Origin of the sequence: Kribbella sp. HUAS MG21 (assembly GCF_040254265.1) — a bacterium.
Classification (GTDB): domain Bacteria; phylum Actinomycetota; class Actinomycetes; order Propionibacteriales; family Kribbellaceae; genus Kribbella.
In genome coordinates this window covers 7636907-7656602 of sequence record NZ_CP158165.1, presented here as the reverse complement: position 1 = coordinate 7656602, position 19696 = coordinate 7636907, and the positions used below count along the sequence as shown (strand labels likewise).

The following is a 19696-nucleotide window of genomic DNA, read 5'->3' as shown; positions in this document are numbered from 1 at the left end:
CCGGAAGTCATTCGATTATCCACTGAACGTGGCGAGTAGATCACGGAGAGTATTTGCAGAAGTTTTTCCGGACTTTTTTGCCGGAAGCTGTAACGCCTACCGGGCGGGCCCCGATAGGACGAGTGAGCCTGGTGGCTGCCCGGACCCCCGAGCGGACAGCCACCAGGCCTACCCATTTCTCGAGGGTTCGGGAGCGGTAATCTGAGGCCCATGTCCTCGCCAGTAACCTCGCCCTCGTCGGCCCCGTCCGCGGCCGCGTCCGCGGCACTGCCTTTCGGCCGGCTGACGACCGCGATGATCACCCCGTTCCGGCCCGACGGCTCGCTCGACCTGGACGCCGCCCAGAAGGTCGCGACGTACCTCGTCGACGGCGGCAACGACGCCCTGGTGCTGAACGGGACCACCGGCGAGGCGCCGACCACGTCGGACCAGGAGAAGGTCCAGCTGATCCAGGCGGTCAAGGAAGCGATCGGCGACCGCGCGAAGATCGTCGCCGGCGTCGGCACCAACGACACCCGGCACACGATCGAGTGCGCGCGGCAGGCCGAGGCCGCCGGCGCGCACGGGCTGCTGGTCGTCACGCCGTACTACAACAAGCCTCCGCAGGACGGGCTGCGCGCGCACTTCACCGCGGTCGCCGACGCCACCGGCCTGCCGAACATGCTCTACGACATCCCCGGCCGGGCCGGCGTCGAGATCAGGTCCGAGACCCTGATCGCGCTCGCCGAGCACCCGCGGATCGTCGCGGTGAAGGACGCCAAGGGCGACATCGCCGGGACCACCAAGGTGCTGGCGAACACCGATCTGTTCTACTACTGCGGTGCCGACGAGCTGAACCTCGCCTCGCTGGCGGTCGGCGCGGTCGGCATCGCGAGCGTGGTGGCGCACGTCGCGAGCCGGGAGTACCGGCAGTTGATCGACGCCGTGGTGGCCGGCGACCTCGCCACCGCTCAGCAGATCGACCGACGGCTGGTGCCCGCCGTCGAGGCGATCATGACCAGGACCCAGGGCGCCATCATGGTGAAGGCCGCGCTCAGGCTGGCCGGCGTCATCGAGCACGCGACGCTGCGGTCGCCGCTGGTCGAGGCGACGGCGGCGCAAGTGGACGGGCTCACCACCGACCTCAAGACGGCAGGACTGATTGCATGAGCCATCCCCACCCAGATCTCGACGCGCCCGGACCTCTCGCTCCGGGCGCTTTGCGGGTCATCCCGCTCGGCGGCCTCGGCGAGGTCGGCCGGAATATGACGGTGTTCGAGTACGACGGCAAGCTGCTGATCGTCGACTGCGGCGTGCTGTTCCCGGACGAGAACCAGCCCGGCGTGGACCTGATCCTGCCGGACTTCGAACCGATCCGGCACCGCCTCGACGACGTCGTCGCGGTGGTGCTGACGCACGGCCACGAGGACCACATCGGCGGGTTGCCCTACCTGCTGCGCGAGCGAGGCGACATCCCGGTCGTCGGGTCGCAGCTCACGCTCGCGCTGCTCGAGGGCAAGCTGAAGGAGCACCGGCACCGCAACGTGCCGCAGCAGACCGTGGTCGAGGGCGAGAAGCTGCAGATCGGGCCGTTCGTCTGCGAGTTCGTCGCGGTGAACCATTCGATCCCGGACGCGCTCGCGGTGGCGATCCGGACGCCGGCCGGCCTGGTGCTGCACACCGGCGACTTCAAGATGGACCAGCTCCCGCTGGACAACCGGATCACCGACCTGCGCGCGTTCGCCCGGCTCGGCGAGGAGGGCGTGGACCTGTTCTGCGTCGACTCGACGAACTCCGAGGTCCCCGGCTTCACCACCCACGAGCGCGACATCGCGCCGGTGCTGGACCGGGTCTTCACCAAGGCGAAGAACCAGCGGATCATCGTCGCCTGCTTCGCCTCCCACGTGCACCGCGTCCAGCAGGTGATGGACGCCGCGGTGAAGCACCGCCGCAAGGTCGCGTACGTCGGCCGCTCGATGGTCCGCAACATGGGCGTCGCCCGCGACCTCGGCTTCCTGAACGTGCCCGGCGACACGCTGATCGACATGCGCGAGGTGGACGACTACCCGCCGGAGCAGGTGGTGCTGGTGTCGACCGGTTCGCAGGGCGAGCCGATGTCGGCGCTGTCCCGGATCGCCGCGAACGACCACAACGTCGTCCAGCTGCAGCCCGGTGACACCGTCGTCCTGGCGTCCTCGCTGATCCCCGGCAACGAGAACTCGGTGTACCGGGTGATCAACGGCCTGATCCGGCACGGCGCGAACGTCGTCCACAAGGGCAACGCGCTGGTGCACGTCTCCGGGCACGCCAGCGCGGGCGAGTTGCTGTACTGCTACAACATCGTGAAGCCGCGCAACGTGATGCCGGTGCACGGCGAGGTCCGGCACCTGCACGCGAACGCGGACCTGGCAGTGCAGACCGGCGTACCGCGGGAGAACGTGGTCGTGGTCGAGGACGGCGTCGTGGTCGACCTGATCGACGGCAAGGCCGTGGTGGCCGGCAAGGTGGACTGCGGGTACGTCTTCGTCGACGGCTCGACCGTCGGCGACATCACCGAGACCTCGCTGAAGGACCGCCGGATCCTCGGCGACGAGGGGTTCATCTCGGTGATCGCGGTGATGGACTCGGTGACCGGCAAGCTGACCGCCGGGCCGGAGATCCAGGCCCGCGGGTTCGCCGAGGACGACACCGTGTTCGACGACCTGAAACCGCGGATCGAGGCCGAGATCGAGAAGGCCATCGGCAGCGGCGTCGACGACATGTACCAGTTGCAGCAGGTGATCCGCCGGGTGGTCGGCAAATGGGTCAGCGACACCCACCGCCGGCGCCCGATGATCATTCCGGTGGTCGTCGAAAGCTAGAGCATGTCACCCAACGCCACGCCTACTGCGCGGCGCTCGGCGGGCACCTCGCTGAGCGGGAGCGAAGGGAACGATGAAACCACATCGACCCCTCCGCTCCCGCTCACCGAGGCACTCCGCCGAGCACCTGCTCGCGACGGCGTGGCGTCGGGCGACACGCTCTAGTAGCCTTCGGCGCGAGCACAGGAAGGTGGGCCGGCGATGAGTGTCAGCGGGGTGAACGGGACGGGCCAGCGCCGGCCCACGATGAAGGAGGTCGCCGCCCGGGCCGGGGTCGCGTTGAAGACCGTGTCCCGGGTGGTGAACGAGGAGCCGAACGTCAGCCCGGAGCTGACCGCCAAGGTGCAGGCGGCGATCAAGGAGCTGAACTACACGCCGAACGAGTCGGCCCGGATGCTGCGCCGCGGCAAGACCGGCACGATCGCCGTGGTGATCCGCGACATCGGCGACCCGTTCTTCGCCTCGCTCGGCCGCGCGGTCGAGCTGTGGGCGCGCTCGTCGGGCTCCGTGGTGATGATCGGCCTCACCGACGAGGACCCGGAGCGGGAGAAGGACGTCTGCCTGGAGTTCGTCGCCCGGCGTCCGGACGCGCTGATCATGGCGCCGATCGGCGAGACCCAGGAGTACCTCGCCCCGCACGTCGACGCCGGGATGGCGGTCGTCACGATCGACCGTCCCGCGCACGGGATCGAGGCGGACGCCGTACTGGCCGACAACGCGGGCGGTATCGACCAGGCGATCGACCACCTGGTCCGGCAGGGCCACCGGCGGATCGCGTACCTGGGTGACGACGAGCGGATCTTCACCGCCCGCGAGCGCGTCGTGGCGTACCGCGCGGCGATGGCCCGGCACCGGATCGAGGTCGACGAGGACCTGGTGCACCTGTCCGAGCCGACCACCGAGGGCATCGGCATCACGCTGTCGGCCGTCCTCGACCGCGCCGACCCCGCCACCGCGTTGCTGTCGGCAAACAACATGACGACCGCGGAGGTGCTGCGGGGGCTCGCCGGCCGGCGCGACCGGGTGGCGCTGGTGTCCTTCGACGACCTGCAGCTCGGCGACCTGCTCAGCCCCGGCCTGACCGCGGTCGCGCAGTCGGCTGACGTGATGGCCCGTACGGCGATCCAGCTGATGACCGAGCGCCTCCCGGAGCCGCACCGCCCGGGTCGCACGGTCCGCGTCCCGGTCAAGCTGACGATCCGCGGCTCAGGCGAGATCCCGCCCGCCCACTGACCGCAGCTCGGCCGCCAGTGGGCAGTCGAACGGGTCGCGGGCCCGCAGCCCGACCGCGTTCAGGTGCTCGACGACGATCCGGTACGACGTGAACAGGTCGACCTCGGCATCCGCGATGCCGTGCAGTTCGCAGTACTCGCGGACGATCGGCATGCCCTTGTGGTTCGGGGCGAACGCGGCGCCGAGGCAGATCCCGAACACCGCGAGCTGCAACCCGAGGAACGCGCTCGCCTTCCCGTCCGGGAGCAGCAGGTAGAGCGCCACGACGTACGCCGTGATGCGGGCGGCGACGACCGCCGCCTCGACGCGATCGGCTCCGCGCGGTCCAGTCGTTGCGGGCGTTGGAGTGGAAGATCTGCCGGTGCGCGCTGTCGTGGCTGAGGAACGGCGAGGTCGCGAACGGTTTGCAGGAGGTCGGTGTAGAGGCTGACGTACTGCTGCTGGGCGCGCACACCGGTCATCCTGGGGACCGCGATCGGCCCCGCCTGGCAGCCCAGGGTGATTTGCCGCCGAGTTAGCCAGGCTGTCACCTGGCGGTCACTCGTGGAGCGCACCTTCGGGTCATGAAACTGAGTCGCCGCCAACTCCTCGCCGCGTCCACCGCCGCCGGTGCGTCCCTCGCCGTACCGGGCATCGCGTCCGCGGCACCGAACCTTGTCCGTCGCGATCGCGCCACGCTGCCGTCGGGGGTCGCGAGTGCCGACCTGACGCCGAACTCGGCCGTCGTGTGGTCGCGCGCCGACCGGCCCGGCCGGCTCGTCGTCCAGCTGACCAGCCACGGGCGTTTCGACCGGGCGATCAGCCTGCGCGGCCCGAAGACCGATGCCGCCGACGATTTCACGGCCCGGCTTCCGCTGCGCGGCCTGCGGCCGGGGCAGCGGTACGACTACCGGCTCGGGTTCGAGGACGAGGACGGCCGGATCGGCCAGACCCTGGACGGCTCGTTCACCACCCCGGGCCGCAACCGCCCGGTGTCGTTCGTGTTCACCGGCGACACCGCGGGCCAGGGCTACGGCATCAACCCGGAGCTCGGCGGGATGATCGCCTACAAGGCGATGCACGACACCCGCCCGGACTTCTTCCTGCACTCCGGCGACAACATCTACGCCGACGGCCCGATCCAGGCCGAGCTGAAGGTTGCCGACGGCACCGTCTGGAAGAACGTGGTGACCGAGGAGGTCTCGAAGGTCGCCGAGACGCTGGCCGAGTACCGCGGCCGGTACACGTACAACTTGCTCGACGACAACGTCCGGGCGATGTACGCCGACGTACCGCTGATCGCGCAGTGGGACGACCACGAGACGGTGAACAACTGGTACCCGGGCGAGATCCTCACCGACGACCGGTACACGGAGCGGCGGGTCGACGTGCTCGCGGCGCGGGCCCGGAAGGCGTTCCTCGAGTACCTGCCGATGGAGCACGTCGGCGGCCGGGACCGGATCTACCGCAAGATCAGCCACGGTCCGCTGCTCGACGTGTTCTGCCTGGACATGCGCACCTACCGGGACGCGAACCCGGTGCCGACGGAGGCCGGACCGGTCGCGATCCTCGGCGCCGAGCAGACCGAGTGGCTGGTCCGCGAGGTCGCGGCGTCGCGGGCGACCTGGAAGGTGATCGCGAGCGACATGCCGCTCGGCCTGCTGGTCCCGGACGGTCCGCTGATCGAGGGCGTCGCGGACGGCCGGCCGGGGGCGCCGGGCGGTCGCGAGCACGAGATCGCGTGGGTGCTGAGCCAGTTCAAGAAGCGCAAGGTCAAGAACGCGATCTGGCTGACCGCCGACGTGCACTACTGCGCCGCGCACCACTACGACCCGTCGCGGGCGGCGTTCACCGACTTCGACCCGTTCTGGGAGATCGTCGCGGGCCCGATCAACGCGGGCGCGTTCGGGCCGAACGCGCTCGACAACACCTTCGGCCCGGAGGTGGTGTTCTCGAAGGCCGCGGACTTCCCGAACCAGTCGCCGGCCGGCGGCAACCAGTTCTTCGGCCACACCCGGATCGACCCGCGGACCGGCGTCTTCACGGTCTCGCTGCGCAACCTCTACGGCAAGGTGCTCTGGAGCAAGGACATCCACCCGGCCCAGCGGTGAGGGCCCGTCGTACTCACCCGGCTCCGGCGCCTGTGCGGGATGCCGCCCACCGGAGCCGGGGAGTACGGCGTCACGCCCGTTGTAGGGTCTGTTGCAGGCTCTGTGCGCCGGGACCTTCGAGCTGCGGCAGTACGACGCGCCGCCCGGTGAGCAGGAGCAGCAGCGAGAGCACCGGGCCACGGAGTTCAGGCCCGTCGCCGACGCTCCAGTCGAGGTCGGTGGCGACCAGGCGAAGTCCGGCGTACGGCAGCGGCTGGAAGACCTTCGACTTCCGCCGTCCGCTCCGCGACGCTTGGTAGCCCCAGGCGCGGGTCGCGGCTGTTACTGCCACTTCGGGCGGTACCGGGAGCGACCTGCCCAGCGGAACAGCCATGTCCTGGCCGTGGACGACGATGTCGAGCAACGTCTCGTACCCGGTGACGCCGAGGTTGTGCCGGCGCGATCCGACCATGGCGCGGATCTCGCCGATCAGCTGTTCGGTCGGCAGGGCCGCCTTCTCGCGGGCGGAGGTCATGATCATCCAGTTGAGGCTGTGGACGCCGGGGTGCTTCAACGCGAGTCGCAGTACGTCGCCGAGGCCCATCTGCTGCAGGGTGAGGTGCCCGGCCACGTCGCGGACGGTCCAGCCGTCGCAGAGCGAGCGATGCGTCCAGTCGTCCGGCCGCAGGGTTTCCAGCCAGCCGGCGGTGCGCAGCCGCTGCGCGTCGATCGCGCCCCAGAGCTCGTCGTCGTTCATGAACGTGCCTCTCCCTTGGTCGGACGGTAGCGCACATCGGGCGGTGTGGACCGGGTGCGTTTGAGTTCGAAGAAGTCGCGGGTCCGCGCGAGCAGCCGGACGCCGTCGAACAGCCGCAGCGCGTCGTCGCCGAGCGGGACCGCGTTCAGGACCGGGCCGAAGTACGCGACGCCGTCGAGATGCACGACCGGCGTCCCGCCGTCCACGCCGACGGGCACTGTCCCCTCGTCGTGGCTGCGGCGGAGCGCCTCGTCGTACTGCGTGGTGTCGGCGGCGGCCGCGAGCGCTGTGGGCAGTCCGGTCGCGGCCAGCGCCTCGGTCGCGGCGGCGCGGTACTCCGCGGGGGTCGGGTAGCGCCAGTGGTCGAAGATCTGGTTGCCGAAGGCACCGTGCCAGGCGCGGAACGCTTCACGTCCGTGGTGGACGACGACTGCCGTCGCGACCCGGGACGGGCCTTCCGTCCCGTCGAGGTGACTGCCGTCGCGGTCCTCGTTGAGGAACCGCAGACTCATCACGTGGTACTGCAGGTCCAGAGTCCGGTGGGCGGCGACCTCCTGCAGCCAGCACGCGACCAGCCAGGTGTACGGGCAGATCGGGTCGACGTACAGGTCGACGCGAGGCGTCGTACCGCTGGCGACGGTGGCTCGTCTGGCGTTCTCGGTGCGCTCCCGGAATCCGGCGGCGGGGGTGAAGCCCGCGCGCTCGGTGAAGTAGCTCGTCGTGAGCCGGTCCCAGAGGTCGAGGTCCGCGCCGGTCTGATCGTGATCCGTCATGCCTCTCAGCGTCCGCCGCGGTGTGCGGCGCCGCATCGTGCGAATTGCTCATTCGGGGTGCTGAGTACGGCGTTGCGCCGCCCAGGCGGCCACCTGCGCGCGGTTCACGAAGCCGAGCTTGCCGAGGATGTGCTGGACGTGGTTCTGGGCGGTGCGTTCGGAGATCACCAGGGCGGCGGCGATGCCGCGGTTACTGAGCCCGGCGGCGACGAGGCGAGCGACTTCGCGCTCGCGCGGACTCAGGGGGTCGTCCGGTCTCTCGAGACGCTCCAACCACGGCGTCATGCGGAGGGCCTTCGCCAGCGGGACGGTTTCGGCGGCTGTTGCGCGGGCCTGCGCCTGTTGTCCGGAGCGGTCGTAGACCTCGGCCAGTAGGCAGGCGGCTTCGACGGCGAAGCCGGGCGCGCCGATCGACCGGCACAGCACGATCGCTTGGCGGAGGTCGGTGACGGCCGCGTTCCACTCGCCGAGGGCTGCCGCGCAGACGCCGAGCGCCAGTTCGACCGGTCCGAGGAAGTTGGTCCCGCCTCCGCCGCCGACGACGTACCGGCCTCGGTGGGGTTCGAGCTGCGCGCGGGCGCCGCGGACGTCGTCGGTGATGCCCAGGCCGGCGGCGACCCTGGCCGTGAAGGTGTGCAGAAGCAGTTCGCCGGCGCGCGGTGCCTGCCAGGAGTCGGGCCGGCCACAGCGCTGGTACAGCGCGGCGGCCTCGTCGCGGCGACCCGCGTCGAGGAGGACGAAGGCGCGGCAGAGGCGCGCGAACAGGTCCCAGCGGGAGTCCGTCCCGAACTGCCACACGTCCGGTCCGAGCATCTCGTCGGAGTGGCCGCGATGGTGACCGAGCAGCATCCGGGTCGACACCTCGGCGCCGTGCACTACCGGGTGGCCGATCCGGCGGAACCAGTCGAGGGCCTCACCGAGCATTGCCTCGGCCTCGTCGAACTCCGCCCGCGCCAGCGCGAGCGAGGCCCGGGTGATGAGGACGTGCCAGCGGCCGTGCGGGCCGTCGACCCGCTCGGCGCAGCTCGCGAGCCGCCCGGTCTCCGCGGCGATCGCCGCCAGGTCGCCGTGGTACCAGAGCGCGTCGATCCGCCAGAGGCGGCCGCGCAGCTCGACCTCCGCCCGGCCGGTCGACGTACCGAGGTCGATCATCCGGTCCGCCGCTGCCGCGAGTTCGTCGACGTCGTCGGGGCCGCTGGTCGCGAGCTGCCGGGCGGTGAGCGCCTCGACGAGCAGGTCGGCGTCGCCGAGCGCCTCGGCCTGCGTGAGCGCGTCGGAGCTCGTGCTGACTGCCTCGTGCCAGCGCGCGAGGTAGACGGCCGCCTGTGTCTGGCGGGCGAGCAGGTGCACTCGCGCGTGTGGGGTGAGGTCAGGCGCGGCTAGTGCCTCGGTACACCACTGGTGGATGTCCCCGTCCCAGGCGGCCTGGCCGATCGGCTCCAGCGTTACTGCTGCCTCGGCGAGCAGCTCGGTCGCCTGTGACTTCCTGGCGGTGGTGACGGCCGCTTGCACCGCAGCGTGTGCAGCTGACAGGTCCCCGGCACGTATGGCGGCCAAGGCGAGCTGGAGCTGCAGGTGTGCCCTGTGCAGTGGTTCGGGAGTTGTCGCGACTGCGGCCGACCAGTGCCGCACGATCTCTGCCTGGTCGGTGCTGGGATCCAGCGCCTCCGCAGTACGGCGGTGCAGGTCGGCCCGGGCGCCGAGCGGTAGCTGCGCCAGGGCGTCACGCCGTACGGACTCGTCGGCGAACCAGGCCTCGCCGGAGTCCGGTGGCAGGACCAGGGCGCCGGAACGCACCAGGGTGTCGACCGCGGCCAGGAAATCGCCGGGCGGCATCGCGACCACCTGCTGCAGGACGTCGAGACGCACCCGGTCACCGGCGACCGCGGCAGCCGCCAGCAGATGGTCCCCGGTGTTCCCCACGGTCGCAGTGTGACGGTCCGCCGCGCGTGTCCGCCATACCCGCATTAGGTTTGGCGGTATGACCTACCCGGAGAGCCGCCGCGACGACGTGGTCGAGACGCTGCACGGACACCAGATCGCCGACCCGTACCGCTGGCTGGAGGACCCCGACTCGGCCGACACCCAGGACTGGGTGCGCCGGCAGAACGAGTACACCCAGGCCGAGCTGGCCACGTACGCCGAGCGCGGCTGGTTCCAGACCACGATGTCCGCGATCCTCGCGCGCCCGCGGGCCGGTGTGCCCGTGAAGAAGGCCGGCTGGTATTTCGTCGGCCGCAACGACGGCACGCAGGCCCAGGACGTCATCTACGTGGCCGAGTCGCTCGACGAGCTTGTGTCGGCCGGTCGTGTGCTGATCGACCCGAACACCTTGTCGGCTGACGGCACCGACTCGCTGGGCTCGTTCACCGTCAGCCCGGACGGGAAGTACTTCGCCTACGGCATCAACGAGAGCGGCAGCGACTGGACGACGTTCCGGCTGCTCGACATCGCCACCGGGACGCCGGTGGACGACGGGGTGTCGGAGGCGAAGTTCTGCGAGGCGACCTGGCTCCCGGACAGTTCGGCGTACCTGTACCTGCACTACCCGTCCAGCGGGCGCAGCGAAGGCACTGAGACCACCTCCTTGTCCGGCGGGCAGCTGAAGCTGCACCGGGTCGGTACACCGCAGTCCGAGGACGAACTCGTGCTGAGCTTCCCGGGCCAGGACCGGTACTTCATCACGCCGGAAGTGTCCGACGACGACAGGTACCTCGTCGTGCACATCACCGAGGGCACCGACCCCAGCACGAGGCTCTGGGTCTACCAGATCACCAGCGACGGGCTGGGCGAGCCGACGAAGGTAGTGGACGAGTTCGCGGACGAGATCGCCTTCGTCCGGATGTCCGGCGACCAGCTGGTGCTGCGGACCGACCGCGACGCCTCGCGCGGCCGGGTCGTGCTGTCCAACCTGGAGGGTGAGTTCACCGACCTCATCCCGGAGGGCGAGGCCACGCTCCAGGCAGTCCGCGGTACGGCGAACGGCCTGGCCACGTTGACGCTTGTCGACGCGCAGCCGCAGCTGACGCTCTACGCGCTGGACGGTTCCGGCCGGCGCGTGGTCGACGTACCCGGCGGGGGAGTGGTCGGCCTCAACGCCGGACCGGAGTACGACGAACTGTTCATCGGCCTGTCGACGACGACCGATCCCACACTCTCGTACGTCGTCTCGACCGGGTCAGGCGACGTCCGCGCGTTGCCGGAGCTGGTCCGCGGCTCTGGTGGGTTCACGCCACCGCAGGTCACCGTGACGCGCCACGTCGCGCCCGGACGCGAGGTGCCGTACTTCCTGATCACCCGGTCCGACCTGGACTTCGACGCGCCGCGTCCGACGCTGATGTGGGGGTACGGCGGATTCCGCATCCCGATCGAGGCCGACTACCGGCCCGGGTGGCCGGCGTGGCTGGCCGCGGGCGGCGTTCTGGTGATCACGAACCTGCGGGGCGGTGGCGAGTACGGGTCCGAGTGGCACGACGCGGGCCGGCTGAAGAACAAGCAGAACGTGTTCGACGACTTCATCGCGGTGGCCGAGCACCTGCGGGACACCGGCGTGACCACTCCGGAGCAGCTGGCGATCCACGGCCGCAGCAACGGCGGCCTGCTCGTCGGTGCGGTCATGACGCAGCGGCCGGACCTGTTCGCGGTGGCCCTGCCAGGTGTGGGCGTGCTGGACATGCTCCGGTTCCACCTGTTCACCGTGGGAGCGGCGTGGGCGTCCGACTACGGCCTGCCCGACGACCCGGAGCAGTTCGAGGACCTGCTGGCCTACTCGCCGCTGCATCGCGTCAGCGACGGGACGGCGTACCCGGCGACGCTCGTGGTCACCGGCGACCACGACGACCGGGTGGTGCCTCTGCACAGTCACAAGTTCATCGCTGCCCTGCAGCACGCCCAGTCCGGTCCGCAGCCGGTCTTGACCCGGGTCGAGGTCAACACCGGCCATGGCTTCGGCAAGCCCGCCGCGATGGTCGCGTCGGAATGGGCAGACCTACTGGCGTTCGCTGCTCACCACGTAGGACTTCTGCCTCCTGAGCAGTAGGAGGGTGGCCGGTCAGGTCACCAGATGCGCGGGGCCCGGAGGTCGCGGGGATCGTCGGACGGCTGACAGCCGTGCGCGGTCTCCGCGTACTCCGTCCGCGGACCGGTGCCGGCCAGCGTGCGGACGGCGTCGACGAGCCGGTCGACGTGCTCACGCGTCGTCCCGAGGCCGAGGCTGGCGCGGACCGCCGTACCGTGCTCGGGGGAGTTGGCGAGCAGGTGCCCGACCAGCGGGTGGGCGCAGAACTTGCCGTCCCGGACGCCGATGCCGTACTCGGCGCTCAGCGCCGCTGACACCAGCGTCGAGGTCAGGCCTTCGACGGTGAAGCACACGGTGCCGACGCGGTCCGCGTCCTCGCCGAAGATCGAGTACGTCGTGACCTTGTCGATCTGGGCAAGACCGGTGCGCAGGCGGGCCAGCAGGCTGCGTTCGTGCTGCTCGATGGCGTCGCGGTGCTTGCTGATCGCCGCGCAGGCGGAGGCCAGCGCGATCGCGCCGATGACGTTCGGGGAGCCGCCCTCGTGGCGCGCCGGGCCGGTCGTCCACACGACGGTGTCGCCGGTGACGGCGTGCGTCGCGCCACCGCCGTACAGGTACGGCTCCGCGGCGTCGAGCCAGTCGGAGCGGCCGATCAGCGCGCCGGCGCCGTACGGCGCGTAGAGCTTGTGGCCGGACAGGGCGACCCAGTCGACGTCCAGGGTGGCGATGTCGACCGGACGGTGCGGCGCGAGTTGGGCGGCGTCGAGACAGACCCGGGCGCCGTGCGCCTTGGCCACCTTGGCGATCTCCGCGATCGGGAAGATCTCCCCGGTGACGTTGGACGCGCCGGTGACCACGACGAGCCGCGGGCCCTCGGGGGCCTGCCGGAGCACGTCGGCGACGTTCGACACGGCCTCGGCCTGCGTGGCCGGTGCCTTGAGGCGCACGGTCCGCTCGGCCGGCCAGGGGAGGAGGGCGGCGTGGTGCTCGGACTCGAACACGATCACGGTCGCATCCCGCGGCACAGCGTGGGCGAGCAGGTTGAGCGCATCGGTGGTCTGCCGGGTGAAGATCACCTGGTCGTCCGCACGGGCACCGACGAAGCTGTGGACCTCGGCGCGGGCCCGCTCGTACCACTGGGTGGTGATCCGCGAGGCGTACCCGTTGCCACGGTGCACCGAGGCGTACGACGGCAGCGCCGCCTCGACGCTGGCCCGGACGGACTCCAGACACGGCGCGCTGGCACCGTGGTCGAAGTTCGCGTAGTCGGTGACCCGGCCGTCGGCGAGCGGGACCAGCAGGTCCGAGCCGACGGTGGTGGGGATGTTTCCGGTGACCTGCCGGGTGACGGTCGGCCGCGGGGTCGTCGTGCTGGCCGGCTCGAGGATGGACAGGATCGACATGCTGCTGCTCCCAGGAAGTCCGCGCTTGCCGAACGGGGTATCCGCACGGCCTGGTCTTCACCCGGGGCACCCCACCGCGGAGGAGGGTTGCCGGCCAGCTAGCCGGGGCTTGTCGCTGGCACTCATGACCTGCCGAGAACGGTAACGAACGGGCCACGGCGACCGCCAGTGCGAATCTCGTGATACGAGACGATCGAACGCATCCTGAGATGGCGGACTGGACCGCAACCGATCGCGGCGGTGCGGCGTCCGATGGGTCAGGAGGTGGTGGGGGATGTGGTGGAAGAAGGTCAGTTGTCCGGTCAGGTCCGTCGAGCAGCTCTGGATCGACGAGAACCTCGCCTGGTTCGTCACGGAGTTCGGTGACCGCATCCTGCGGCGGCCGGTGGTGCTTCCGGAGCGGTCGTTCCTGCCGGCCGGGTACAGCGGCTCGGAGGAGGACGTCCGGGCCGTGTTCCGGATCCTTTGCGAACGCCTGGAGGTGCCGGCCGACCGCGTCCGGCTGGACCTCGAGCCGGAGGAGACGGACGAACTCGCCGCGAGCCTGCCGATGCTCGAGTACTCGACCTCCGGGGCGGCCGGGCATTGGCGGCAACGGGACGGTGCGACCGTCGTGACCGTCGAGCTGCGGCAGGCGGCGCGGCCGGTCGCGCTGGTCGCGACGATGGTGCACGAACTCGGCCACGAGCGGCTGCTCGGCGAGGGCCGCATCGACGTCGACCGGCGGGACGGCGAGCCGCTGACGGACCTGTTCTCGGTGTTCTTCGGCTTCGGCATCTTCAGCGCGAACGCGGCGTTCGAGTTCCACCGGACCGACACGCACTACGGCACCAGCCGGCTCGGCTATCTGACCGAGGCGATGTACGGCTACGCGCTCGCGCGGTACGCCTGGCTGCGCGGCGAGACCGCCCCGGCGTGGGCGGAGCGGCTCGACACCAACCCGCGCGAGTGGATGAAGCAGGGTCTCCGGTGGCTGGCGGCTGGTGTTGGATAGCGGCATGGCAATCGAAACAGCCGAGTGGACCGCGCCGCAGGTGGACCGGCCGGCCGGCTCGCTGACCGCGCCGGAACGCGACCTGCTGCAGGGCTACCTGGATTTCTACCGCCGCACGCTGCTGTTCAAGTGCGCGGGGCTGAGCGGTGCCGAGTTGGCGGCCGCGCCGTCGCCGCCGTCGAACCTGTCGCTGCTCGGCCTGATCCGGCACCTGACCAAGGTCGAGCGGATCTGGTTCCGCATCCATTTCGCCGACGTTCCCGCCGCGCCGGTGTTCCCGCCTGCGCTGGGGAAGGACGCCGACTTCGAGCTGGTCGATCCCGCTCAGGCGCAGGCGGCGTACGAGGGCCTGGTCGCCGAGTGGAAGCTCTCCGACGAGGCGGTCGCCGGCCGCTCGCTGGACGACCGGTTCACCTTCAACGGCACCGAGTCGACGCTTCGGATGATCTACATCCACCTGATCGGCGAATACGCGCGGCACTGCGGCCACGCCGATCTCTTGCGGGAACAGCTCGACGGGACCACGGGCGCGTAACGAGACCCACTGCGCTTCTAGGCTTCGGCCGTGCCGTTCACCCTCGCCCATCCCGCGGCCGTCCTCCCGCTGTTCCGGCGGCCCTTCGTGGCTTCGGCCCTGGTGGCCGGTGCGGTGGCCCCGGACCTGCTGTACGTCGGCCCGCTCTATCGGATCGCAACGCAGTACGTCCACGGCGACTTCACGCTGACGCTGACACACGAGCTGACGTCGGCACTGTGGCTGGACCCGCTGCTGGCGCTTCTGCTGCTTGCCGTCTTCAACCTCGTGCTCAAGCGGCCGCTGATCGCGCTGGCACCACCTGCTCTCGCAGCGCGGCTGCCGGTGCTGGATCGGCTACGGCTTCCTGGCGCGAAGGCCCTGCTCTGGATGGTCGTCTCAGCGGTCGTCGGCGCGCTGACCCACGTCGTGTGGGACTCGTTCACTCACGGCGACGGGTACTTCGTCCGCCAGTTCCCCGGCTTCTTCGGGGCACAGGTCACGGCCGTGTGGGACGTGAACCGCATCCTGCAGTACCTCAGCACGGTCGGCGGCTGCGTCGTCCTGGCGCTCTGGCTGTACCGCTGGTACCGCCGCGCGGAGCGCCGACCGGCCGAGCCCACCATCCCGACCTGGGTGCGGTACCTCGTCTACGTGGCAGCGGTCGGCCTGGCGATCCGCGGAGCCATCGTGGAGCTGGGCCGGTACGACGGTGCCTTCGGCGGCGAGGTCGTCGTACGGGCGGTGCTCACCGGAGTCGTGTCCGGCGGCCTGATCGCCCTGATCGCGTACGTCGCACTGTGGCATCTGGAGCGGCTGCGGCGGCGTACGTACGTGTCGTGACGCTACGGATGGGGCAGTGTGATCGGCGTGTGACACGTGGGACTCGAGGGGTTGTCGGGGTAGCCTGAGCAATATGGCGACCCGCACGTCTTCCCCGGCGCGGGCGCAGAAGTCGGCAGCCAAACGGCCCAGTACGGCCCGTTCGGCTGCTGGTGGACGCTCCCGTCCGTCCGGCGCCCAGAAGCGAGGGCAGAGCTCGAAGCGCGGATCCACCCCCGCGCGGACCAGCACGCCCAGATCGAGCGGACCGGGCCCGTTCGCGGCCGCCATGCTCGCGCTCGGCCGCGGGGTGGTGAAGGTCTGGATCGGCATCGCGCACCTGCTCGGCAGCATGGTGCGGGGGATCGGTCACAGCGCCCGCGACCTGGAGCCGGAGCACCGCCGCGACGGTGCCGGCCTGTTCCTGATCGGCCTGGCGGTCGTCGTGGCCGCCGCGGTCTGGTGGGAGCTCCCGGGCAAGGTCGGCGACGGCGTCCGGACGGTCGTCGGCGGCAGCATCGGCCTGCTCGGCTGGGCGTTGCCGCTGATGCTGCTGGTGATCGCCCTGCGCACCCTGCGGCACCCGGACCGCAACGGCCCGGCCGGACGCCAGGTGATCGGCTGGACCGCCGTCTGCCTCGGCGTACTCGGGCTGATCCACATCGCCAACGGCCTGCCCCGGCCGAGCAACCCGGCCGACGGCCCGCTGCGCGACGCCGGCGGCGCGATCGGGTACTTCATCTCGTCGTTCCTCTCGGACCTGCTCACGCAGTACGTCGCCGCGCCGCTGCTGGTGCTGCTGTCGATCTTCGGCGCCCTGGTGATCACCGGGACGCCTGTGTACGCGATCCCGCTGCGCTTCCGGGCGGCGTTCGACGTACTGATGGGCCGGACCGAGCTGCCCGAGGACGCGCCGTCCGTGCAGGCGGCGCCGACCGACGACACCGTCCGGCTGACTCGCAAGCAGCGGCGCGCGAAGGCCGAGCTCGACGAGGACGGCGAGCCGACGGTCAAGCCGTACGACTCCCCGGTGCTGGAAGACACGCCCAAGCGCGGCCGGAAGAAGGCCAAGGCCGCGGAGGAGGACGCGTACGACGTCGACGCTTCTGCCGACGCTGCTCCCGTCGAGCCGGCCTTCGAAGCGCCCGCCGTCGTGAGCAAGCCGCCGGCGCCGGCGCCCGAGCCGCCGCCGCACACGCCGCTGCCGCAGCGCGTCGAGCAGCTCAGCCTCTCCGGCGACATCACGTACACGCTGCCCGACGGCCAGATGCTCAAGCCCGGCTCGGTACACAAGGCCCGCACCAAGGCGTCCGACGCGGTCGTCGACCGGCTGACCGAGGTGTTCGAGCAGTTCGGTATCGACGCCCAGGTCACCGGCTACACCCGCGGCCCGACCGTCACGCGGTACGAGGTCGAGCTCGGCTCGGCGGTGAAGGTCGAGAAGGTCACCGCGCTGTCGAAGAACATCGCCTACGCCGTCGCCTCGGCCGACGTACGGATCCTGTCGCCGATCCCGGGCAAGTCCGCGATCGGTATCGAGATCCCGAACACCGACAAGGAGATCGTCAGCCTCGGCGACGTCATCCGGTCCGCAACGGCTCGTAACGATCATCACCCGATGGTGGCCGGGCTCGGCAAGGACGTCGAGGGCGGCTTCGTGGTCGCGAACATGGCGAAGATGCCGCACCTGCTCGTCGCCGGTGCCACCGGCTCGGGCAAGTCGTCGTTCGTCAACTCGCTGATCACGTCGATCCTGATGCGCGCCACGCCCGACGAGGTGCGGATGATCCTCGTCGACCCGAAGCGGGTCGAGCTGAACAACTACGAGGGCATCCCGCACCTGATCACGCCGATCATCACGAACGCAAAGAAGGCGGCCGAGGCGCTGCAGTGGGTCGTCCGCGAGATGGACATGCGGTACGACGACCTCGCGGCGTTCGGGTTCCGGCACGTCGACGACTTCAACAAGGCGGTCCGCGCGGGCAAGGTGAAGCCGCCGCCGGGCTCCGAGCGCGTGCTGGCGCCGTACCCGTATCTGCTGGTGATCGTCGACGAGCTGGCCGACCTGATGATGGTCGCCCCGCGCGACGTCGAAGACTCGATCGTCCGGATCACCCAGCTTGCGCGGGCCGCCGGTATCCACCTGGTGCTCGCCACGCAGCGGCCGTCGGTGGACGTCGTCACCGGTCTGATCAAGGCCAACGTGCCGTCCCGGCTGGCGTTCGCGACCTCGTCGCTGGCCGACAGCCGGGTCATCCTGGACCAGCCGGGTGCGGAGAAGCTGGTCGGTCAGGGTGACGGCCTGTTCCTGCCGATGGGCGCGAGCAAGCCGATGCGGATCCAGGGCGCCTGGGTCACCGAGGCCGAGATCCGCGGCGTGGTCGACCACTGCAAGGCGCAGCTGGAGCCGACGTACCGCGAGGACGTCACGGCACCGGCCGGGCCGAGCAAGGACCTCGACGACGAGATCGGCGACGACCTCGACCTCGTGATCCAGGCCGCGGAGCTGATCGTTTCCACCCAGTTCGGCTCCACGTCGATGCTGCAGCGTAAGCTCCGCGTCGGTTTCGCCAAGGCCGGCCGGCTGATGGACATCCTGGAGAGCCGCGGCGTCGTCGGTCCCAGTGAAGGTTCGAAGGCCAGGGACGTCCTGGTCAAACCCGACGACCTAGAGGACTTCATCACCACCCTCCGAGGAGAGTGAGACCGTGACCGCCGCGAGCGCACTGCCCAGGCAGGAACGATTCGACGTCGACCCCGAGCCCACGCCGTTCACCGTTCGCGCCTCCCAGAAGGTGCACGGCGGGCTGGCGGCCGGCGCCGCGCTGGTCGCGATCGGGTTCGCCGCCTCGGCGTCGGCGAGCCCGACCGGCGTACTGCGCTGGATCGCGGCGGCCGCGTTCGCCGTTCTCGCCGTGGTTTGCGCCCGCGCGCTGACCGTGGGGGACATGCTGGTCGCCGACGCCGTCGGGATCCGCCTGCGCATCGGCAACGAGTGGGTGGGTACCCGGTGGGAGGACATCGAAGAGGTGACGGTGCTGCAGCGGCGGCATCCGCTCGACGACGGGCGGATCGCCGTACACCTGCAGGATCCCGGGCCGATCCTCGGCGCGATGCCGAGTTCGACCCGCAAGACAACCGACGCGAACCGCCGCCTGACGGGGTCGTCACTCGCGATACCGTTCGGGTTGACGGCGCGGCCGTCGAACGGGGAAGTGGTGCAGGCACTGCACATGCTGGCGGATGCCAGGTGTCCGGTCAGGGAACAACTCTGACTCGTCCGTGACCCCTTCCGGTCCGGACCGTTGAGATGGTGTCGACGGGCCGGCCGGCGGTCGGCGAAGAGCGCAGCTCGGACGATGGAGAGGACGGTGGGGACGTGAGCATCGGCAGCGAGCTCACGGCGGCCCGCGAACGGGCCGACATGACGATCGAGCAACTGAGCGCCGCGACCCGGATCAGAACCGGGTTGCTGATCGCCATGGAGGCCGACGACTTCTCCCGCTGCGGCGGGAACTTCTACGCGCGCGGCCACATCCGGTCGATCGCCCGCGTGGTCAAGGCCGACCCGGCGCCGCTGCTCGCCACCTTCGACGCCGAACACGCCGTCGAGGACGAGAAGTCCCGCCGCGAGGAACGCGCCGCGGTCAAGGCCCCGAAACTGAACCCGGCCCGCCCGCGCTGGGCCGTCGTGGTCGGCGCGATCCTGGTCAGCCTGATGGGCTGGGGGATGGTGCGGCTGTTCACGCTGCCCAGCGACATCGAGGCCAACGCGTCCAAGACCGCGACCGCCACGGCCACCGTCACGACCCCGGTCCCGAAGCCGACACCACAACCGAGCGTCAAGCCGACCAAGAAGCCGAGCAAGGCGAAGCCGCCGGCCCTGAAGACCGAGCTGACACTGACGGCGAAAGGTGAGGGCACCTACCTGACGGTCCGCGACCGGAAGAACCGCCGCCTCTTCCAGGGCCGCCTAGGCCCCGGCATCGCCCAGTCCGTCACCAGCGCCGGCGACATCCGCGTAACAGTCGGCAACCCCGGCAACCTCGTAGTCGTACTCAACGGCAAACAAATCCCCACCAAGCTCTACCGCTTCACCGCCCACCCCAACGGCACCCTCACGAAGACCGCAGGCGGCTCCTGAGTCAGTTGGGGCCGCGGCGACGTTCCAACCGCAGCTCTCCCGCGCGACCGGTTTGGCGAGGGGGCAGCCGGAGAGCGCCGGTCGACCGCTCGGTAGGCGGCGCGAGTTAGGCGGGGACGTGTACGGCGC

General features: G+C 70.5%; 16 protein-coding genes and 1 riboswitch. Of the genes, 11 read left to right on the top strand and 5 right to left on the bottom strand.

Going from position 1 to position 19696, the window contains the following annotated elements; all coding sequences use genetic code 11:
- Positions 1–210: 210 nt before the first annotated feature.
- From dapA to ABN611_RS36950, 3 genes are all read left to right on the top strand, one after another.
- Complete coding sequence (dapA, locus tag ABN611_RS36960) at positions 211–1149, top strand: 4-hydroxy-tetrahydrodipicolinate synthase (RefSeq protein WP_350276949.1); 939 nt, start codon at positions 211–213, stop codon at positions 1147–1149.
- A complete protein-coding gene (locus ABN611_RS36955; protein ID WP_350276948.1) occupies positions 1146–2840 on the top strand; it encodes a ribonuclease J in 1695 nt (564 codons plus the stop codon). The genes dapA and ABN611_RS36955 overlap by 4 nt, the downstream gene beginning before the upstream one ends.
- A 201-nt stretch (positions 2841–3041) precedes the next feature.
- Positions 3042–4073, top strand: a complete 1032-nt coding sequence (locus ABN611_RS36950; protein WP_350276947.1) for a LacI family DNA-binding transcriptional regulator — start codon at positions 3042–3044, stop codon at positions 4071–4073.
- On the opposite strand, the gene ABN611_RS36945 is transcribed toward ABN611_RS36950, so the two are convergent.
- Positions 4047–4337: a hypothetical protein gene (locus ABN611_RS36945; protein WP_350276946.1), complete on the bottom strand. Its 291-nt coding sequence runs from the start codon at positions 4335–4337 to the stop codon at positions 4047–4049. The two genes, ABN611_RS36950 and ABN611_RS36945, sit on opposite strands and share 27 nt — an antisense overlap.
- Positions 4338–4636: 299 nt before the next feature.
- Between ABN611_RS36945 and ABN611_RS36940 the strand changes: the two genes are divergently transcribed.
- Entirely contained in the window at positions 4637–6163 is a 1527-nt protein-coding gene (locus tag ABN611_RS36940) for an alkaline phosphatase D family protein (RefSeq protein ID WP_350276945.1), read from the top strand.
- Positions 6164–6233: 70 nt separating this feature from the next.
- On the opposite strand, the gene ABN611_RS36935 is transcribed toward ABN611_RS36940, so the two are convergent.
- From ABN611_RS36935 to ABN611_RS36925, 3 genes are read right to left on the bottom strand one after another with little or no spacing between them, the layout of a single operon-like run.
- Positions 6234–6899 carry a maleylpyruvate isomerase family mycothiol-dependent enzyme gene (locus tag ABN611_RS36935; RefSeq protein WP_350276944.1) on the bottom strand — a complete coding sequence of 222 codons (666 nt, stop codon included), beginning with the start codon at positions 6897–6899 and terminating at the stop codon, positions 6234–6236.
- Positions 6896–7672, bottom strand: a complete 777-nt coding sequence (locus tag ABN611_RS36930) for a disulfide bond formation protein DsbA (protein ID WP_350276943.1) — start codon at positions 7670–7672, stop codon at positions 6896–6898. The genes ABN611_RS36935 and ABN611_RS36930 overlap by 4 nt, the downstream gene beginning before the upstream one ends.
- A gap of 48 nt (positions 7673–7720) precedes the next feature.
- A complete protein-coding gene (locus tag ABN611_RS36925; RefSeq protein ID WP_350276942.1) occupies positions 7721–9595 on the bottom strand; it encodes a LuxR C-terminal-related transcriptional regulator in 1875 nt (624 codons plus the stop codon).
- Between the two features lie 58 nt (positions 9596–9653).
- Between ABN611_RS36925 and ABN611_RS36920 the strand changes: the two genes are divergently transcribed.
- Positions 9654–11711, top strand: a complete 2058-nt coding sequence (locus ABN611_RS36920) for a prolyl oligopeptidase family serine peptidase (RefSeq protein WP_350276941.1) — start codon at positions 9654–9656, stop codon at positions 11709–11711.
- 17 nt (positions 11712–11728) lie between these two features.
- Here ABN611_RS36920 and ABN611_RS36915 read toward each other — a convergent pair whose 3' ends face one another.
- Positions 11729–13093 (bottom strand): aminotransferase class V-fold PLP-dependent enzyme, encoded by a 1365-nt coding sequence (locus ABN611_RS36915; protein ID WP_350276940.1) that lies wholly within the window; start codon positions 13091–13093, stop codon positions 11729–11731.
- A 16-nt stretch (positions 13094–13109) separates the two neighbouring features.
- A riboswitch (SAM riboswitch) is annotated at positions 13110–13223 on the bottom strand.
- A 144-nt stretch (positions 13224–13367) separates the two neighbouring features.
- On the opposite strand from ABN611_RS36915, the gene ABN611_RS36910 reads away from it, so the two are divergent.
- The 6 genes from ABN611_RS36910 to ABN611_RS36885 all read left to right on the top strand — a co-directional run bounded on the left by ABN611_RS36910 (position 13368) and on the right by ABN611_RS36885 (position 19567).
- Positions 13368–14087 carry a hypothetical protein gene (locus ABN611_RS36910; RefSeq protein WP_350276939.1) on the top strand — a complete coding sequence of 240 codons (720 nt, stop codon included), beginning with the start codon at positions 13368–13370 and terminating at the stop codon, positions 14085–14087.
- A gap of 4 nt (positions 14088–14091) precedes the next feature.
- Positions 14092–14622 carry a DinB family protein gene (locus ABN611_RS36905; protein ID WP_350276938.1) on the top strand — a complete coding sequence of 177 codons (531 nt, stop codon included), beginning with the start codon at positions 14092–14094 and terminating at the stop codon, positions 14620–14622.
- 30 nt (positions 14623–14652) lie between these two features.
- Positions 14653–15444, top strand: coding sequence for a DUF4184 family protein (locus ABN611_RS36900; RefSeq protein WP_350276937.1), 792 nt, complete (start codon positions 14653–14655; stop codon positions 15442–15444).
- A 73-nt stretch (positions 15445–15517) separates the two neighbouring features.
- Entirely contained in the window at positions 15518–18127 is a 2610-nt protein-coding gene (locus tag ABN611_RS36895; protein ID WP_350276936.1) for a DNA translocase FtsK 4TM domain-containing protein, read from the top strand.
- Between the two features lie 4 nt (positions 18128–18131).
- Positions 18132–18698 (top strand): hypothetical protein, encoded by a 567-nt coding sequence (locus ABN611_RS36890; RefSeq protein ID WP_350276935.1) that lies wholly within the window; start codon positions 18132–18134, stop codon positions 18696–18698.
- 104 nt (positions 18699–18802) lie between these two features.
- Positions 18803–19567: a RodZ domain-containing protein gene (locus ABN611_RS36885; protein WP_350276934.1), complete on the top strand. Its 765-nt coding sequence runs from the start codon at positions 18803–18805 to the stop codon at positions 19565–19567.
- Positions 19568–19696: the final 129 nt, after the last annotated feature.

What these genes read in the sequence shown, in the direction of transcription:
- ABN611_RS36905 (WP_350276938.1), top strand. Translation starts at nt 14,092, where the DNA reads ATGGCAATCGAAACAGCCGAGTGGACCGCGCCGCAGGTGGACCGGCCG.
- ABN611_RS36940 (WP_350276945.1), top strand. Translation starts at nt 4,637, where the DNA reads ATGAAACTGAGTCGCCGCCAACTCCTCGCCGCGTCCACCGCCGCCGGT.
- ABN611_RS36910 (WP_350276939.1), top strand. Translation starts at nt 13,368, where the DNA reads ATGTGGTGGAAGAAGGTCAGTTGTCCGGTCAGGTCCGTCGAGCAGCTC.
- ABN611_RS36950 (WP_350276947.1), top strand. Translation starts at nt 3,042, where the DNA reads ATGAGTGTCAGCGGGGTGAACGGGACGGGCCAGCGCCGGCCCACGATG.
- ABN611_RS36935 (WP_350276944.1), bottom strand. Translation starts at nt 6,899, where the DNA reads ATGAACGACGACGAGCTCTGGGGCGCGATCGACGCGCAGCGGCTGCGC.
- ABN611_RS36895 (WP_350276936.1), top strand. Translation starts at nt 15,518, where the DNA reads ATGGCGACCCGCACGTCTTCCCCGGCGCGGGCGCAGAAGTCGGCAGCC.
- ABN611_RS36920 (WP_350276941.1), top strand. Translation starts at nt 9,654, where the DNA reads ATGACCTACCCGGAGAGCCGCCGCGACGACGTGGTCGAGACGCTGCAC.
- dapA (WP_350276949.1), top strand. Translation starts at nt 211, where the DNA reads ATGTCCTCGCCAGTAACCTCGCCCTCGTCGGCCCCGTCCGCGGCCGCG.
- ABN611_RS36915 (WP_350276940.1), bottom strand. Translation starts at nt 13,093, where the DNA reads ATGTCGATCCTGTCCATCCTCGAGCCGGCCAGCACGACGACCCCGCGG.
- ABN611_RS36930 (WP_350276943.1), bottom strand. Translation starts at nt 7,672, where the DNA reads ATGACGGATCACGATCAGACCGGCGCGGACCTCGACCTCTGGGACCGG.
- ABN611_RS36955 (WP_350276948.1), top strand. Translation starts at nt 1,146, where the DNA reads ATGAGCCATCCCCACCCAGATCTCGACGCGCCCGGACCTCTCGCTCCG.